Raw genomic sequence first — 17,027 nt, forward strand, 5'->3', positions numbered from 1 at the left:
GATCACTGTTCCTTCAGTCGTCCCATGATGCCGACGAAATTACAGGGACCGTGACGTGCGTCCAGTTGTTCGTTCAGGATATTGTCCCAGCCGTCCTTGCAGGCGCCGGTGGAGCCGGGCAGGGCAAACAGGTAGGTGCCGTTGGCGATACCGCCCAGGGCACGGGACTGCAGGGTGCTGGTGCCGATAAATTTAAAACTGACCATGCGGAACAGCTCTCCGAAACCCGGAATTTCCTTGTCAAACAGCGGGGTGAGCACTTCGGGCGTGATATCGCGGCCGGTCAGACCCGTACCGCCGGTGGAAATCACCACCTGGATATGGTCATCTGCGATCCATTTTCTGAACTGTTCTGTCAGGACTGCCCGGTCATCCGGCAGCAGGGCGCGATCAGCCAGTTTGTGTCCGGCATCCGTCAGTCTGTCGACCAGCAACTGGCCGGAGGTGTCTGTTTCCAGGGTACGGCTGTCGGATACGGTCAGGATGGCGATGTTCAGCGGAATGAACTCTTTATCGGCTGGCATGTCTCTGTCTTTCGGCTTTGTGGTCTTCCTGCTGTTGATACAGCGGCCAGTCGCCGGATGCAATGTCTTTCAGAGAGCGTACGTCCTGCCCGAAGCGCAGGCGATAGATCCAGTAATTGCTGATAACCCGTTCGATATAGTGGCGGGTCTCCCGTGCCGGGATGCTTTCGATAAACAATAGCGGGTCGTCCTGGAAATTGGTTTTTCTCAGCCATTTGCGCATGTTGCCCGGTCCCGCGTTATAGGCGGTAAGCAGCTTGAACAGATTGCCGTCGGCAAATTCCGGCGCCATCATGGCCACAAGATATTTCTGGCCCAGTGCCATATTATACTTGGGGTCATCCAGCTTGATACGGTTGCGATAGCGCAGCGACCTGTCGCGGGCCACATAGCTGGCGGTCCTTGGCATAACCTGCATGATGCCGCGGGCGCCTACCGAGCTTCGGGCCCAGCTGTTGAATTCGCTTTCCTGGCGCATGATGGCAAAAAGCAGCGCCCGGTCGAGGACGAAGCCGCCTTCAGGCTCCATATCGGGCAGGGGATAGAGTGTGCTGTCCAGTGCCGCCAGCCGTTTCTGTTCCTCGATTTTACCGATTTTCAGCTGGGTGCCGGCAAGGCCAAGTTTGCTGGCCAGTCCCAAAAGGGCGGCGTGCTTGTCTCCGGTGGTGCGCCGCCAGGCATCGGAAAGTTCCATATCGGCGGCCATGGTTTTGTTGATCTGGGCCAGGGCGATGGCCCGCTTCACATTGCCCAGGTTGCTGATGGCCTGGAACAGCTCGCCGCTGAATTCCGGTTCCTCCCAGTTAAGGGCCGGAGTCTGGCCGAGCTGATATTCGGCGATCAGGCCGTAAAAGGTACGATTGAATCTGGCCGCATGGGCAAGCAGCGGCCTGACCCGGTCAGGCTGCCTGCAGATGGTGTTGGCCCGGGCCCCCCAGTAGGCGCCGGCTGAGGACATCCAGTCTCCGGCCACCGGGGAAAAGGCCACTTTCTCGAAATGATCCGCGGCGCGCACACAGTCCCCCAGGCGCCATGCAGCAAGACCTGCCACCCAGTCCGCCTGGGAAGCCTTGTCCCTGAGATTGTCCGAGGCGATCAGCGCCAGGGCATAGGCCTTGTCATCCTGGTTTTTGAAATAGTAACTCTGGGCGATATCAGCCAGAAGGTCGTGGAATTCTTCCTGTGTCAGCAGGTTCACCCGTTCAAAGGCCCACAGTCTTTTTTCCGCCCGCTCTGCATTCTGGCGGCGCAGATAGCGACGGATGCGCTTTTTCAGTCGCGCGACCTCGATGCGTTCCGCCCTGTTTCTTTTGGCGCCGGGTTGTGGGACAGTGGGGTCAAGTGTTTCCACCACAGGCTGGGGCAATGGGCTCGGGGCGGCTCTCCTCATGGGCTTGTCCGCGGGAAAAGAAGCGGCAAGCAGGGGCACCGGTTTGTGCAGACGGGCTTTTTTGCCACCATTTTTCTTGATGGCCAGGTCGTAAATTCTCTTGGCGCCGGGGTGATCCGGATATTTCAGCATCCAGGCGGACAGTTCCCTATACTGGGAGGTGTAGGCTGTGGGATGCATGTATCTGTCGTAGAGCACATGCCCCATCAGGATATTATTCTCCAGTTTCCTGATCAGCCGGTCGGCCCGGGACCAGTTGCCCTCCCGTTGCACTTCGAAGATTTCCCGGTAAAGGTTAACGTCATGATCGCTGAGCGGCGACAGGTCAACAAGGGGTTCGGGGGCAATAACTTCAACGTCATCTTGCGGAGCGGCGGATTCAACGGGCGTCAGCAGGGGGGCAGTCGAAATTGGCTGGGTGGACTCCTGTGCCAGTGCCTGACCGGAGGTGAGGACAAGCAGGGACGCAACTATGATGAATACATTAACTTTCATGCTTTTGACCCGTCCAACTCGTTTAATTTGTCTCTGATGTTCTGAAGATCGCTCCAGGCCTGAGCCTTGGTCTGTGGCTGGCGCAGCAGATAGGCGGGGTGATAGGTGGGCATGACCGGGATTATCCGCCCGGCGACCTCAATTTCATGCCATTTACCACGGAGCCGGGTAATGCCGACTTTGCTGTCCAGCAGGCTGCTTGCGGCGGTGCCGCCCAGCAGGACCAGCACTTTCGGCGCGGCCAGTTCAATATGTTTCATCAGGAACGGCTGGCAGATATGCAGCTCTGCATCTGATGGTTTGCGATTGCCCGGCGGACGCCAGGGCAGGGTATTGGAAATATAGAGATTTTCTTCGCGGCTTCTGTGGATGGCGGCGAACATTTTATCCAGAAGCTGGCCACTGGCGCCAACAAAGGGTTTTCCCTGCCTGTCCTCCTCGACCCCCGGGGCTTCGCCGATCAGCATCAGGTCGCTGCCGGCGATGCCGTCTGAGAATACGGTCTTTGAAGCGGTTTTCTTCAGGGCGCAACCATCGAATTCCTCGATCTTCTGGCGCAGTTCGTCCAGGGTCTTGCAGTCTTTCACCAGATCCTTTGCCGTTGCGGCGATCTGGTCTGTGGCCTGCAGCGGGTAGGCAGCGGCGCTTGCAGCCGGTCGCGTCGCAGCGGCGGGCTGATTTGACCTATTGGGCTGCGCAGGTTTCGGTGCAGCAGTGGCGTTGATTTCAAACCAGTCTGTGGCGTCGTCAGAGATGCATTCATCGACCCCGCTGTCCAGATACCACTGGAGCAGGGAGAGGGGAGACTGGCTATGCGACTCTGTGTTGAAATCGTTCATGAAGTGAATTGTGACTCAAACCCGTTAAAAATACATTAGAATGCATATCATATTTTAACCATGTGCTCCGGCAAAAGACAATATCTCCGGAAAAACAATTCTGGAAAATCATGATGATCCCGGTTCGAGGCAGAAATATGGAGGTCGGAAAAAAAGGAGCCGTGTCACAAGGCCCCTTTTCCTGCCAGTTTATTTGGCTGAAAAACAACATCAAACGATCGTTTGAAAAACTTGTTATATTGCTTCATAATGCCGGTGTAAAAGTGATATAACGTTGACCCGTGAGTAACATAGAGGCATAAACTGGCTTTTATGGGTGTTTTGATTCAATAAAGAGCAGCTGTCACGGCTCTTTGGGAAGAGGGAGAAAAAGATCATGGAACGTGAATTTATGGAATATGACGTCGTCATCGTTGGCGGCGGTCCGGCCGGCCTCAGTGCGGCGATCCGTTTCAAACAGCTCTGTAACGAGCAGGGACAGGATCTGTCCGTCTGTGTACTGGAAAAGGGCTCCGAAGTGGGCGCGCATATCCTGTCCGGCGCCGTTATTGACCCCATCGCGCTCGATGAGCTGATCCCGGACTGGAAAGAGCAGGGGGCGCCGCTTCTGACCGAAGTCACAGACAACCAGCACTGGATTTTGAAAGAGGGTGGCAAGACCTCCATGCCTCATTTCTTCCTCCCGCCGCTGATGAGCAACAAGGGCAAATATATTGTCAGCCTCGGCAATGTGTCCCGCTGGCTCGCCCAGCAGGCGGAAAATATGGGGGTTGAGATTTTTCCGGGCTTTACCGGTGCGGAAATCCTGACCGGCGAAGATGGTTCCGTGAAAGGTGTGATCACCGGCGATATGGGCGTGGGGGCCGACGGTCATCACAAGGATACCTATATGCCGGGTATGGAACTCAGGGCCAAATACACTCTGATTGCCGAAGGGGTGCGCGGATCGCTGGCCAAACAGCTGATCAATGATTTCAACCTGCGTCACGGGGTGCAGCCGCAGACCTATGGCATTGGCATCAAGGAACTGTGGGAGGTCAAACCCGAGCATCACAAGCAGGGCACAGTAATCCATACCCAGGGCTGGCCGCTGGACAGCAAGACTGTGGGCGGCGGTTTTATCTATCATCTGGAGGATAACCAGGTGGCCATCGGCTTTGTGGTCGGGCTCGACTATGAAAACCCGTATATGTCACCGTTTGAGGAAATGCAGCGTTACAAAACCCATCCGGCCATCGCGCCGATGCTGGAAGGCGGCCGTCGCATTTCCTACGGTGCACGCGCCATCAACGAGGGCGGGTTCCAGTCCATTCCCAAACTGACATTCCCGGGCGGCGCCCTGATCGGCTGTTCCGCAGGCTTTGTCAATGTGCCCCGGATCAAGGGCTCCCACAATGCCATGAAGACCGGCATGATGGCGGCCGAGGCGGCCTTTGATGCCGTTGCCGCAGGGCGTGAGGGCGACGAACTTGAGGCCTATATACAGAAGTTTAAAGACAGCTGGGTTTACAAGGATCTGCATATGGTGCGGAACGCCAAGCCGTCCATTCACAAGTTCGGCGCTTTCTGGGGGACACTCTACAGCGGCCTGGATATGTGGCTCAATAATCTGGGGCTCGGCTTCCTGTTCCCCTGGACGTTTGGGCATGATGAGGACCACAAATGCCTTAAACCCGCCGCGGAATGTGAGCCCATCAATTACCCGAAACCTGACGGCGTACTGACCTTTGACAAGCTTTCTTCTGTCTTCCTTTCCAATACCAACCACGAGGAAGACCAGAAGTGTCATCTGACGCTGATTGATGAAGACGTGCCAGTCAAGGTGAACTATAATATCTATGCCGGTCCGGAAGCCCGCTTCTGTCCGGCAGGTGTTTATGAGTTCTTGACCGATGATCAGGGCGACAATCCGAAACTGCAGATCAATGCGCAGAATTGTGTTCACTGCAAGACCTGTGATATCAAGGATCCGACACAGAATATCAACTGGGTTGTGCCGGAAGGTGGCGGGGGACCGAACTACCCCAATATGTAGCCCAATATGCAGGAGAGGCATTTGTTCGACAGATTCAAGACTATCGGTGGCAGAGCGACCGGCATTGCGGGCCGCGGGGCCGGGGTAGCAGTTCTGGCGGCATTTCTGTCTTTCAGCATTCTGCCTGCCCTCGCCAGTGTCGATCAGGAAGAAGAAGCAAGAAAGCCTTACGGTGCCTATCTTGCCGGTCTTCATGCCCGGGCAACCATGGACATCGGGGCTGCGGCGGACTATCACCAGCAGGCGCTGGAACTGGATCCGGACAATCTGTCCCTTCTGGCCCGGACATTCTCTCTTTGTATTGCTGACGGCCAGTATGACTGCGCGGGCCGGGTTGCCGCTCGTATGGAAAAGCTAGACCGTATTGACAGTCTGGTGCGCCTCTACCGCTTTCTGGAACTGGCGCACGCCGGGAAATTTAAAAAGGGGCGGGACTATCTGGAACAGGTCGGGGACGCCGGTGTTTATGCTCTATTCAAGCCGTTTTTCAGCGCCTGGATGGCTGCCGAAGAAGGCAAAAAAGACCAGGCGGTGGCTATTCTGGAAGAGCTTCTGCAGAAAGAGTCATTCAGGGATTTCAAGAAATTTCACGCGGGGCTGCTCTATGAGCATCTGGGCAATGACACCCGGGCGGAGGAGCTTTATGTGGATTCCCTGGGGGCTCTCGGGGCCCTGACGCTCAGGACGGTGGAGGCCTATGGATTGCTACTGGCCAGACAGGGACGCAAAGACAGCGCCCGTGAGCTGTTCCAGAACTATCTTGAGAAAGCGCCGGACAACGAAACCCTGAAAGCACGGATGGAGCAGCTGGAAAAGGACAAGCTGCCCGATCATCATATTCGGGGCTTCCGGGACGGTATTGCGGAAATCTTTTATTCCGCGGCTACTTTTCTGATGCAGGATAACATCCGCACGCCGGCAACGCTTTATCTCAGATATGGTGAATATATGCGCAGGGATTTTCCCGAAGCGGATTTCCTTCTAAGCCAGATTTTCGAAATCGATGAATATTATGAAGGCGCGCTTGAATCCCTGCAGAATATCAAGAAGGACGATATCCTCTATTATCAGGCCAGCTTGCAGCAGGCATGGATTTATGAAAAGACCGGTGATCTTGAAAAGGCGGTTTCCATGTTGCGTGACCTTGCGAAGGCTTTCCCCGAAAGACATACGATCTTTGGTGTGTTGGGTGACATTTATCGCATAAACAATATGTTCGCCGAGGCGGCCGAGGCCTATGACCGGCTGGTTGAGAGTATTCCAGAGCCCGAAGAGAAACACTGGACCGTCTTCTATACCCGGGGCATTGTCCTGGAGCGGGAAAAAAGATGGAAAGAGGCGGAAAAGGATTTCCTGAAAGCGCTTGAGCTTCGACCCGAGCAGCCGCAGGTGCTTAATTATCTGGCCTATAGCTGGGTTGATCGCGGCATGAATGTTCAAAAAGCCCGTGTGATGCTTGAAAAAGCCGCCGAACTTCGCCCCCATGACGGCTATATCATAGACAGTCTCGGCTGGGCCCTGTTCAAGATGGGAGAGCATTCCCGGGCGGTGGAAGTCCTTGAGAAAGCCGTTATGCTGCAGGCGGACGACTGGGCGATCAATGATCATCTGGGTGATGCCTACTGGGCGGTGGGTCGTCGTAATGAAGCCAGGTTTCAATGGCGTCATGCCCTTTCCCTGAAGCCGGAAGACGATAAAATTCCTGAAATTAAAAACAAGATCAGGCATGGCACTTCCTCCAAATGACAGCCCGCTTCTGTCGGAACGGGCACCGGCAAAAATAAATCTCGATTTAAGGGTTACAGGTCGGCAGCCCGACGGCTATCACCTGCTCGACAGCCTTGTGGTCTTTGCCGATTGTGGCGATGTCCTGGATTATTACCCTGAGGATAATTTGTATTTTGAGATAACGGGTCCATTTTCTGCGGGCCTGCAGGCCAATGACAGCAATCTGGTCTGCCGGACAATCTCTGCTTTTACCGCCAGGGCGAAAAAGAACGTAACCGGCCGGTTCGTCCTGACCAAGAATTTACCTGTGGCGTCGGGAATTGGCGGTGGTTCCGCCGATGCGGCGGCGGCGCTTCGGCTTCTGAACAGACTTTATCCTGACCTCCTTACGGGTGAGGTGCTTAAGGAAATCGCTTTTTCCCTGGGGGCCGATGTTCCAGCATGTCTGATGAGCAGGACTCTCAGAATGCGTTCCATCGGAGAAGAACTCGGGCCTGTTGGGCTGGGGTTTCCGCTTTACATTCTTCTTGCAAACCCGGGTGTGTCGGTTGAGACTGCGGGTATTTTCAAAGAACTTGCCAGTTCAGGTTTTCAGTTTTCACCGGAGCGGGATCTTCCCAATAAAATTGACCGCCTGCCTGAGCTGCTGGATATACTGACACACAGTAAAAATGACCTTCAGCCGCCGGCCTGTCGTCGGGTCCCTAAAGTGGCAGAAGTGATTGACAGGCTTGCTGAAAGCGAGGGGTGCAGATACACAGCCATGTCTGGTAGTGGCGCCACCTGTTTCGGCCTCTTCGATACTTTGGAAGCCGCACGATCTGCCGGTGAAAATATAGCAATGGATTCAAAAAGCTATTGGTTACAGGCCGCTGTTGTTTTATGACCGGCTTCAATCAATCAGCACTGGACTTGATAGTGATATTAACTATGCTAAAGTGCATCAAAATGGGGTTGGCGGGATAAGGCGCAAATCGTAAGGAACGGGAATAAGTTTGATATGAATATTATGCACCGGTTTTGTGGGTCGTTCATTGGTCTGTTGTTTGCATTTGTAGTTGTTTTAGCTCAATCCGGTAATGCTCAAACATTCGATACATCAATCTTGGAAAGTTTGAAAAGGCAGGCCGGAAAAGGCAATCAATCTGTTGATGTTTCTTCTCCCTTAGATGAAGGCAGAGAACGGGAAATCCAGCAGCAATTACTCAGGCTCCAGGAAGAGAAATACAAGGAGCTTTCCAGGCTGGAGGAAGACTTCCAGGCGCGCTTGTCATCCGAAATTGTTCAGTTTGGTTATGACCTTTTCTTGCAAATCCCCCTAAGTAACCAGGTGATTAGCGGTGCCGTTTCGGATGATTATATTGTTGGTGTCGGGGATGAATTTGCTCTCACTTTCCAGGGATCCATTTCGGACTCATATAGTGTGAAAGTTGACCGCGGTGGCCAGATCATCATCCCTGATGTAAGTCCCGTAAATGTCGTGGGTAAACGGCTTGGGGATGTAAAAACAGAATTGGCAGATATCGTCTCCGAAACCATGATCGGAACGGAAGTGCATGTTGCGCTTGCCTCATTCCGCATGATTTCTGTTATTGTTGCCGGCGAGGTTTTCGAGCCGGGGGTGGTCAGAACCACAAGCCTGTCTTCTGGACTTGAAGTCCTGATGATGGCCGGTGGGGTGAAAAAAACCGGATCACTGCGGAATATCAAGGTATATCGCGGAGATAAGGTGCTGACAATTGATCTCTACGGGCTGTTGCTCGGGGGAGATGCTGGAGATATTTCACTGGTTGACGGGGATCGTGTTGTGGTGCCGGTCATCGGGCCGACAATTGCCGTGGATGGAGATGTTGTCCGTCCCGCCATTTATGAATTGCCGGGGGATAAAACTTCGATCTCCTCAAAAGAAGCGCTTGCTTTGGCGGGGGGAACAATCCGGCCCCGCGGATACAGCATCAGCCATATCCGTCTTGATGCGGAAGGTCGCCAGTCTTTTGTAGAAGTTGAAGGCGAAGCGACTGTAAAAAGCTCTGAAGCGCTCCTGGCTTCGCTGCGCGAAAACAGTCAGGTAGGAAAGGTGGAATTGCTGGGGCATGTGAAGGCGCCTGGAATTCGTTCTCTTGCCTCTGCGTCCACACTTGGGAAGATGATCGGCAGCGTGGAAAATCTTGAAGATGACCCATATATGCTGTTTGGCGCCATCGAGCGTATTGACGAAACGACGAGAAGCCGCCGGCTGATCGAGTTTAGTCCAAGAAAAGTCCTTATGGGCGGGCAGGATATTGCGTTGAAAGACCGCGACCGGGTGATCTTTTTTGGCCGGAAGGATATCCTGTATCTGATCTCCAGGGATGTTAGAAATGTCATTCTGACCGGGAACTATGAAGGGGAAAATTCTCTGGAGGACAGAGAGCTCAGAAAAAGTTATTGTGCGCCACTTGATAATCTTGCTCGCATTATTTCTGACTCCCAGTCAGAACGTTTTGCCACCGCAGTACGAGCTGTCTTTGTCAGGAAGGGAACGGAAGAGGAAAAAATCCGTGGCCGGGAAAAGCTGATGGATGAAGAAATGTCCAATCCGCTTGAGGCACAGGCATTGCTCCAGCAGAAACAGGCGTCAAAAGTTGTTAGCGGCCAATATCAACAAGCCTCGCCTTCCGAGGAATTCCTGCAGGAGGAACTGGAAGAAGAATGGGTGAAGAATAAGGAAGAAGAACAGAAGATAAAAGAAGAACTCTGTCCCCCGGTTTATGAAAATTCCAAGAACCTGCTTCCCTTTGTGCTCGAATATGTGGTTTCGGTTGACGGAGCGATCCGTCAACCTGGCGTGTATCCTATCGTCCACAATACGTCTCTTGAGGCGTTGTTGTCTGTCAGTGGCGGACTTTCAAATGATGCCAACAAGACCAGAATTGAGGTCGCGAATTATTCCTCCAATCAGGGCGTCAGTCAATTGACGGTAAAATGGGATTTTGTCGATTCCAACCGCCAGAATATTGCGGAAGTCACGGTTAATCCGGGAGGCGGGGTAAGGGTAAGTTCTCTTTTCTCCAACTTTGAGCCTGGTGCTGTCCTTCTCTCGGGAGAGTTTCGCGAGCCCGGTGTCTATACAATCCGCAAGGGAGAGAAGCTTTCCGACCTGATTGTCCGGGCCGGAGGCTTCACGGAACAGGCTTATCCTTACGGGGCAATTTTTACACGCAAGAGGGTAAAGGAGCTTCAGCAGGCAGAATTGAAAAGGGCTGCCAAAACCCTGCAATCGGCGATGGTATCCGCGTCGGTGAAGAAAAACATTAATGCAAGCTCTGTTCAGTCTGCACAACTGCTGTCAAACCAGATTGCGTCCGCCGAAGTTATTGGCCGGGTTGTCATCGAGGCGGATCCGGTGAAGCTTCTTCTCGATCCCGCAAAAGATATTGTTCTTGAGGCGGGAGATGCCCTGTATGTTCCCAAAAGGCCGAACTTTATTGTCGCTGTCGGTGATGTACTGAACCCCGGTGCACTGCAATTTGTTCCCGGCAAGGGCGTGGGCGACTATTTGAAAGAAGTGGGAAGCTTTTCACGATCTGCTGACGAGGGCAGGGTCTATATTGTCTATCCTAATGGTGTGGCCCGTCCAGTGAATCTTTCCTCATGGGGTGGCGATAAAAACCTGTCTGTTCCCCCCGGGACGGCAATCGTCGTGCCGACAGATCTCAGTCCCTACGATAGTCTGACTCTGGTCAAGGAAATCGGTTCTATTGTCTCGAGTCTGGCAGTGTCCGCCGCTTCTCTGGCTGTGATCTTTACAAACTGATGATCTGAGCCATGGGGTTATTCCGGATCGGCAGAAACAAAAGAAGCTTGCTGCTGATTTTATCAGTACTGGTAATTTCCTTTGCCGCTCCGGGGCTTCTCCTGCCTGCTTTGTCGGCGGACTATTCAGCGGGAAATTTCGGGGGGATAGGACTCTTGGATATGAGGAACGCCCGTTTTGCCGAGGACGGCAGTCTTTCTGTGGGCGGGCATTACACGTCGGAAAGAACGCGTCTATTTGCAACCTGGCAGGCCACACCCTGGCTGGAAACCACCCTTAGCTATACGGATGAAAAATTTCCCGGTGGGGATCTCGACCGTTCCCTGGATATGAAAATCAGGCTGATGGAGGAAGCGAACTTCTGGCCGGCTCTTGCGATCGGTTTTCAGGATATGCTGGGGGCCGGAAAATACAGTGCGGAATATATCGTTGCCAGCAAGCGCTATAATGACTTTGATTTTACATTTGGTCTGGGATGGGGGATCCTATCCACCCGCGGCGGGTTTTACAACATGTTCCGGGTACTTGGAAATGGGTTTGACCGGCGTGAAACGGATGCCGACGATGGTAGCATTTCGCTGGACAACTATTTTGCCGGAAAGAATATGTCAATCTTTGCAGGTGTTCAGTATCAGACACCCCTGGACGGCCTGAGCCTGAAAATGGAATATAGCAGTCTGGACACAGATAATATTCCGCAGTTTACCGGATTGAAGGATAGTTCCCCGTTCAATTTCGGGCTTAATTACAGCCCTGCCCCCTGGATTGATCTGGCGCTGGGATATGACTATGGGGACCGGGTAACTTTCAGGCTTGTGCTGAAAACCAACCTGCACACATTCAGGCTATCCGATCGTGTTGTCGGCAGAAAACCCGTTCCCATTCACGTCAGGGCGGGGAAAAGGGATTTGCCGGGACCGGAGACGGATCTTCGGGAAGCCCTGAAGAATGATAAAACCTTCGAGCGGTTGCAGGCGCTCGGGTTTCGTGTTGCCGCGGTTTCACATAAAGAGGGCAGCTACGAATTCGAGCTGATCCGGGAAAAACGTCAGTCAGGTGACAACATGACAGCGCTGGGCGCCGTGTTAATGACCTACACCGATGTAACGCTCATTTTTGCCGGAGAGGCGGGAGGAGAACAGTATCTGCACGGCCGCCGCCGGGACGAGATAGGACGGACAGCGGTCTCCCTGTTCAAAAAAAGCGAGGTCTATCTGCGGGAGCAGGCCTCTCGTAACCTGACAGATGCCGTACAGAATCGGCAGCTGGCTGAGGCGGCGCTCGAGACACTTGAGGAAAATGATCTTCTGCCAATTTCCGTGCATATCGGGGAGTATCGCGCCGAGGTGCATAAGCAGGCGGGCCCCTATGCTGAATTGCCGAGAAATGCCGGGCGGACGGCCAGAGTTCTCACAACAACCATGCCGGATCAGATAGAGGTCTTCGATATTGTTGCAGAGGACAGGGGGCTGGAGGTTTCGAGACTGTCCCTGATGCGCAGGGAGTTCGAAAAAGCTGCCGACTACCAGGGGAGCCCGGAAGAGGTTTTATCAACTGCCGAAATCAACGGCGTGGTACCTTTATCGGGGAATGAGGAAACTGTGTCGGCCAGAGCCGCATCAGGGGATTTTGAATGGGACATTCTGCCCGAAGCTGTCACCCATTTCGGTAGTATCTCTAACGACAAGTTCAAAGCGGATCTGTATGCACTTCTTGCCGCCCGTTATACCATTGCGCAAGGCATTGACGTTTCCGCCGAACTGCGTCAGAAGATAATCGGCAACCTCGATGATATTTCGCAGCGGGCGAATGACAACATACCTGCAATACGTAGCGATATTGGTCTTTACGCCGACACGGACACGCCGACCCTGAACAGGGCGCAATTGAACTATATCAAAAACCCCCTGCCAGATCTCTATACGCGTATAACAGCGGGCCTTTTTGAATCAATGTATGGTGGCCTGGGGGCAGAAGTGTTGTATAAGAAACGGGATCGAAGCTGGGCAGTTGGCGCCGAGATCAACTGGGCCAAACAGCGCGACTACAAGCAGCTTTTCGAATTTCGGGACTATGATGCCGTGACCGGCCATGTGAGTTTGTATCATGAAAATCGCCGGTTTAACCTTTCCACGGTAATACGGGCGGGAAGGTATCTTGCCGGTGACTGGGGCGCGACTTTTGACATATCGCGGCGACTAGACAATGGTATCAGAATTGGCGTTTTCGCTACGGTGACCGACATGTCGTCGGAAGATTTCGGCGACGGATCGTTTGATAAGGGGGTTTATATGAAAATTCCATTCGGTTTGTTCTGGTATAAACCGTCGCGCCATGACCTGGATCTGGAATTTCGCGCCCTCGGCCGTGACGGCGGTCAGCGTCTGGATCACCGGACCGGTCTCTATGATATCCTTGCCGACGGCGAACGTCACCGGCTGGAGCAGGATTGGAAGCATGTTCTTGACTGAGGCTGTTATTTTCTCCCGTGAGGTATTATTTTTTTAAGAATTGGGCGTTATAGCTTTAGGCAGGATTAGAGGAAGTTTCTAACTGGATAATAAACAGAGAAAACAATGACAAATATCTCCTTCAACAAAGAGTCGCGGATTGCAGTCGTAGGCCTTGGCTACGTGGGGTTGCCGCTGGCCATCGCTCTCGCAAAAAAATTCCCGACCATCGGTTTCGATATCAGCACGGACCGTATTCGGGAACTGGAAAATGGTTTTGACCGTACCGAAGAGGTCGCGGAAGAGAACCTGAAGGCCAGCACAATCAGCTATACGGCTGATCCCGGGGCCATTAAGGAAGCTGCAGTATATATCGTAACTGTGCCGACCCCGGTGGATGCCAATAACAAACCCGACCTGAGCCCGGTTCGCTCAGCCTGTGAGATGCTTGGCCCTGTGATTTCCAAAGGCTCGATTGTAGTATTCGAGAGTACGGTTTATCCAGGGGTGACAGAAGAGCTTTGCGGTCCGGTGCTCGAAGAAACTTCCGGCCTGAAATGCGGCGAGGATTTCTATCTGGGCTATTCCCCCGAACGTATCAATCCCGGCGATAAGGAACATACGGTCGACAAAATCACCAAGGTGATTTCCGGCCAGACCCCGGAAGTGGTTCAGGTGTTGACGGAACTTTATGGTGCCGTTACCAGCGGCGGCGTTTTCCCGGCAGCCAGCATTCGTGCCGCCGAAGCCGCCAAGGTGATCGAGAACGCCCAGCGTGATATCAATATTGCCTTTGTCAATGAAATCACGATGATCTTCCAGAAGCTGGGCATCAGCGTCTATGACGTTCTGGAAGCTGCCGGCACCAAATGGAACTTCCTCAATTTCAAACCGGGCCTGGTGGGAGGTCACTGCATTGGTGTAGACCCCTTTTATCTGGCCGAACGGGCGAAACAGATCAATCATGATCCGCGCATCATCCTGTCCGGTCGCGCCATCAACGACGGCATGGCTGACTTTGTTGCGGAACGTATTGCCGCCCAGCTAACGGGTAGCGGGAAAATTCTGGTTCTGGGGCTGACGTTCAAGGAAAACTGTCCTGACTTGCGCAATACCAAATCCATCGACCTGGTCAATAGTCTGAAGCGTCGCGGGTTCACAGTGGATGTGGCGGATGCTGCGGCTTATCCGGAAGAGGCGGAAAAATATTACAAGATCAAACTGGTCAAGGATCTGGATGCAATCAAGGATGGTGAATATGTCGCCATTATAGGTGCTGTATCCCATGATGAGTATGCTGCGCTCACACCTGCCTTCTTTGAACGCGCGCTGGAACCTGGCGGTCTGATTGCCGATATCAAGGCCATGTGGAAGGATATGGAAAAACCAAAAACCCTTCGTAAATGGCAGCTCTGATTTTTCAGACAAAGAATTAAGGAAAGCCCCGGTCCAGACCGGGGTTTTTTATATGTCAGGGGTTTCTATTTCAGGTCGTTTTCACCCGGGAACAGGCTGCTGGAACGTCCGGTGACGTAATAAACCAGAAGCCCCAGCCATTCATGAGATATCTTGTCAAAAGTGGCGAGGTTTTTCCCGGCTTCAAATTCGGGGAAGGCGCTGTAGGTAAGATCTGTGCTGAAATCAACAGGATAGGGGCGGATCTTGAGGCCTGCTTCCCGGAAGGCGCCGACAGACCGGGGCATGTGACTGGCGCTGGTTACCAGGAGCCATATTCCCTCGGCATCAAGCTTCTGCGCCTTAATCAATGCCAGGCTTTTAATAGCATTGGTCCAGGTATTGTGGGATTTTCCTTCAAAATATACCCGGGATATGTCCAGCCCCACATCTGTAAAAAAACGTTCTGCAACCTTGTTTTCGGTCCAGTATCCCTCGCCAAGCCCGCCGGTATGGATGACCGGCAGTTCAGGAAATAGTCTGGCCATTTTAACGCCGCCGCTTAATCTTTCGGCCGCATCCTTCAGAATAGCCTGGTCGTGAACTGAGCTGAGGGAGGTGCTTTCCGTGCCGGCAAGTATAATAATACCGGCATAGTCGCCGTCGGGAACGGATCGGTAGTCAGCAAAGCGTTGTTCCAGCGGAATGGCCAGCCATTTGCCAGCCGGGCTTATGCCGATCAGGACCAGGCAGATCAGGGAAAAGAAGGAAAGGCGAAGGCCCCACTTCATTCGGCCGCGCCAGGTGAGGATCAGGCCGATGGCCAGGATCAGGAGCAGGGAATTGCTGGGCTGCAGAAGCGTCCAGATCGTTCGGGATATGACATTCCCCCACTCCATATGTAATCCTGTCTAGTTGATTTTGTGATAGTTTTTGTACCAGTGAACGAACTGGGGAATGCCTTCCTCAATCTTGGTTTTGGGCTCGAAGCCCAGATCATTCTGGATGGCGGAGATATCGGCGGCAGTTTCCTTCACGTCACCTGGCTGCATGGGCAGAAGCTCCATTTCAGCCTTTTTGCCCAGTGCCTTTTCCAGGACGCCGATCATGTCCGTCAGCTTTTCGGTGTTGTTGTTGCCGATGTTATAGACCCGGTGCGGCGCATTGGAGCCCACTGTGTGCATGGTGCCGTCATCCTTCGGCGGATTGTCCATGCAGCGGACGACGCCGTCGATGATATCCTCGATAAAGGTGAAATCGCGCAGCATGTCGCCGTGGTTAAACACGGGGATCGGCTTGCCGGCCAGAATATTTTTGGTGAAAATCCACATGGCCATGTCGGGACGTCCCCAGGGGCCATAAACGGTGAAAAAGCGCAGGCCCGTTTGCGGCATCCGGAACAGATGGGCATAGCTCTGGCTCATCAGTTCGTCGGATTTCTTTGTGGCTGCATAGAGCGATACCGGATTATCCACCCGGTCGTCGACCGAGAAGGGCATGTTCTTGTTGCCACCGTAGACAGAGGAGGAAGAGGCATAAACCATATGCTCGAAACCATCCAGATGCCGGCAATATTCCATGATGTTCAAATGACCGATCAGGTTGCTTTGCGCATAGGCGAAGGGGTTGGTCAGGCTATAGCGGACCCCGGCCTGGGCTCCCAGATGCACCACATGGCTGATTTTATGTTTATCCAGGGCCGTCTTCAGGGCATCAAAATCGGAAAAATCAAGCTTCAGGAAGGTGAAATTGGGATTTTCCTGCAGCAGGGCCAGCCGGGCTTCTTTGAGCTCGACGGAATAATAATCGTTGACGATATCAATGCCGATGACCTGTTCACCGCGCCCCAGAAGCAGGCGGGAGACATGAAACCCGATAAAGCCGGCAGCGCCGGTAACCACAATAGCCATTCAGGACCCCTGTATTAGAATCAATTAGTTATTTGTTTAACCGGACTTATAGTCCAAGCTTATTGCGATTTCTTTAATAACACGGCTCTGTCAGAATTATGACAAAAAATCATTTCAGTGAAAAAACAGGATTGAAACCTGGTCATAATTTGATATGTTCCCTTCACTCTCGCGCACCTGAAAGGCACGGTGCGACCCGGTGGGGTGTAGCCAAGTGGTAAGGCAGCGGTTTTTGGTATCGCCATGCGCAGGTTCGAATCCTGCCACCCCAGCCAATTTATATTGTCTCCAAATCAGTTCGAAGCCCACCAAATGTAACCTCTCAGGCTTTGATTGCGGAATGTGGCATTGTTCCTTGAATTTATGGGGAAGAATTAAGTTGCTTTCATTGTAATCTTTTTAAAGGATAGGAGCATATGAACAAATAGTGTCAGACTCAAATGCTTTCCAGGATATTGGCTAGGT

At 53.1% G+C, this 17,027-nt stretch carries 11 protein-coding genes and 1 tRNA gene; 7 read left to right on the forward strand and 5 right to left on the reverse strand.

Annotated elements, in window-relative coordinates; all coding sequences use genetic code 11:
* Positions 1-2: 2 nt before the first annotated feature.
* From moaB to ACN0YD_RS04040, 3 genes are read right to left on the reverse strand one after another with little or no spacing between them, the layout of a single operon-like run.
* The gene (moaB, locus tag ACN0YD_RS04030; protein WP_417317361.1) at positions 3-524 is read right to left on the reverse strand and encodes a molybdenum cofactor biosynthesis protein B; all 522 of its coding nucleotides are present in this window, start codon (positions 522-524) and stop codon (positions 3-5) included.
* Complete coding sequence (locus ACN0YD_RS04035) at positions 511-2,409, reverse strand: lytic transglycosylase domain-containing protein (protein ID WP_417317362.1); 1,899 nt, start codon at positions 2,407-2,409, stop codon at positions 511-513. The genes moaB and ACN0YD_RS04035 overlap by 14 nt, the downstream gene beginning before the upstream one ends.
* Positions 2,406-3,248, reverse strand: coding sequence for a uracil-DNA glycosylase (locus ACN0YD_RS04040; protein WP_417317363.1), 843 nt, complete (start codon positions 3,246-3,248; stop codon positions 2,406-2,408). Before ACN0YD_RS04040 ends, ACN0YD_RS04035 begins: the two co-directional genes overlap by 4 nt.
* A 376-nt stretch (positions 3,249-3,624) precedes the next feature.
* Here ACN0YD_RS04040 and ACN0YD_RS04045 point away from each other — a divergent pair, with 376 nt between their 5' ends.
* The 6 genes from ACN0YD_RS04045 (at position 3,625) to ACN0YD_RS04070 (ending at position 14,673) form a co-directional block, all read left to right on the forward strand.
* Positions 3,625-5,283: an electron transfer flavoprotein-ubiquinone oxidoreductase gene (locus ACN0YD_RS04045; RefSeq protein ID WP_417317364.1), complete on the forward strand. Its 1,659-nt coding sequence runs from the start codon at positions 3,625-3,627 to the stop codon at positions 5,281-5,283.
* A 21-nt stretch (positions 5,284-5,304) separates the two neighbouring features.
* Positions 5,305-7,029 carry a tetratricopeptide repeat protein gene (locus ACN0YD_RS04050; protein ID WP_417317365.1) on the forward strand — a complete coding sequence of 575 codons (1,725 nt, stop codon included), beginning with the start codon at positions 5,305-5,307 and terminating at the stop codon, positions 7,027-7,029.
* Complete coding sequence (locus ACN0YD_RS04055; RefSeq protein WP_417317366.1) at positions 7,010-7,897, forward strand: 4-(cytidine 5'-diphospho)-2-C-methyl-D-erythritol kinase; 888 nt, start codon at positions 7,010-7,012, stop codon at positions 7,895-7,897. The genes ACN0YD_RS04050 and ACN0YD_RS04055 overlap by 20 nt, the downstream gene beginning before the upstream one ends.
* Positions 7,898-8,116: 219 nt before the next feature.
* Positions 8,117-10,807: an SLBB domain-containing protein gene (locus ACN0YD_RS04060; RefSeq protein WP_417317367.1), complete on the forward strand. Its 2,691-nt coding sequence runs from the start codon at positions 8,117-8,119 to the stop codon at positions 10,805-10,807.
* 11 nt (positions 10,808-10,818) lie between these two features.
* Positions 10,819-13,278: a YjbH domain-containing protein gene (locus tag ACN0YD_RS04065; RefSeq protein WP_417317368.1), complete on the forward strand. Its 2,460-nt coding sequence runs from the start codon at positions 10,819-10,821 to the stop codon at positions 13,276-13,278.
* Between the two features lie 105 nt (positions 13,279-13,383).
* Positions 13,384-14,673 carry a nucleotide sugar dehydrogenase gene (locus tag ACN0YD_RS04070; RefSeq protein ID WP_417317369.1) on the forward strand — a complete coding sequence of 430 codons (1,290 nt, stop codon included), beginning with the start codon at positions 13,384-13,386 and terminating at the stop codon, positions 14,671-14,673.
* A gap of 65 nt (positions 14,674-14,738) precedes the next feature.
* Here ACN0YD_RS04070 and ACN0YD_RS04075 read toward each other — a convergent pair whose 3' ends face one another.
* A complete protein-coding gene (locus ACN0YD_RS04075; protein ID WP_417317370.1) occupies positions 14,739-15,551 on the reverse strand; it encodes a YdcF family protein in 813 nt (270 codons plus the stop codon).
* A 12-nt stretch (positions 15,552-15,563) separates the two neighbouring features.
* Positions 15,564-16,562: a GDP-mannose 4,6-dehydratase gene (locus tag ACN0YD_RS04080; protein WP_417317371.1), complete on the reverse strand. Its 999-nt coding sequence runs from the start codon at positions 16,560-16,562 to the stop codon at positions 15,564-15,566.
* A 200-nt stretch (positions 16,563-16,762) separates the two neighbouring features.
* On the opposite strand from ACN0YD_RS04080, the gene ACN0YD_RS04085 reads away from it, so the two are divergent.
* Positions 16,763-16,837: transfer RNA gene (locus tag ACN0YD_RS04085), tRNA-Gln, on the forward strand.
* Positions 16,838-17,027: the final 190 nt, after the last annotated feature.

Origin of the sequence: Emcibacter sp. (assembly GCF_048269205.1) — a bacterium.
Lineage (GTDB): Bacteria > Pseudomonadota > Alphaproteobacteria > Sphingomonadales > Emcibacteraceae > Emcibacter.

What these genes read in the sequence shown, in the direction of transcription:
- ACN0YD_RS04055 (WP_417317366.1), top strand. Translation starts at nt 7,010, where the DNA reads ATGGCACTTCCTCCAAATGACAGCCCGCTTCTGTCGGAACGGGCACCG.
- ACN0YD_RS04080 (WP_417317371.1), bottom strand. Translation starts at nt 16,562, where the DNA reads ATGGCTATTGTGGTTACCGGCGCTGCCGGCTTTATCGGGTTTCATGTC.
- ACN0YD_RS04035 (WP_417317362.1), bottom strand. Translation starts at nt 2,409, where the DNA reads ATGAAAGTTAATGTATTCATCATAGTTGCGTCCCTGCTTGTCCTCACC.
- ACN0YD_RS04065 (WP_417317368.1), top strand. Translation starts at nt 10,819, where the DNA reads ATGGGGTTATTCCGGATCGGCAGAAACAAAAGAAGCTTGCTGCTGATT.
- ACN0YD_RS04040 (WP_417317363.1), bottom strand. Translation starts at nt 3,248, where the DNA reads ATGAACGATTTCAACACAGAGTCGCATAGCCAGTCTCCCCTCTCCCTG.
- ACN0YD_RS04070 (WP_417317369.1), top strand. Translation starts at nt 13,384, where the DNA reads ATGACAAATATCTCCTTCAACAAAGAGTCGCGGATTGCAGTCGTAGGC.
- ACN0YD_RS04075 (WP_417317370.1), bottom strand. Translation starts at nt 15,551, where the DNA reads ATGGAGTGGGGGAATGTCATATCCCGAACGATCTGGACGCTTCTGCAG.
- ACN0YD_RS04045 (WP_417317364.1), top strand. Translation starts at nt 3,625, where the DNA reads ATGGAACGTGAATTTATGGAATATGACGTCGTCATCGTTGGCGGCGGT.
- moaB (WP_417317361.1), bottom strand. Translation starts at nt 524, where the DNA reads ATGCCAGCCGATAAAGAGTTCATTCCGCTGAACATCGCCATCCTGACC.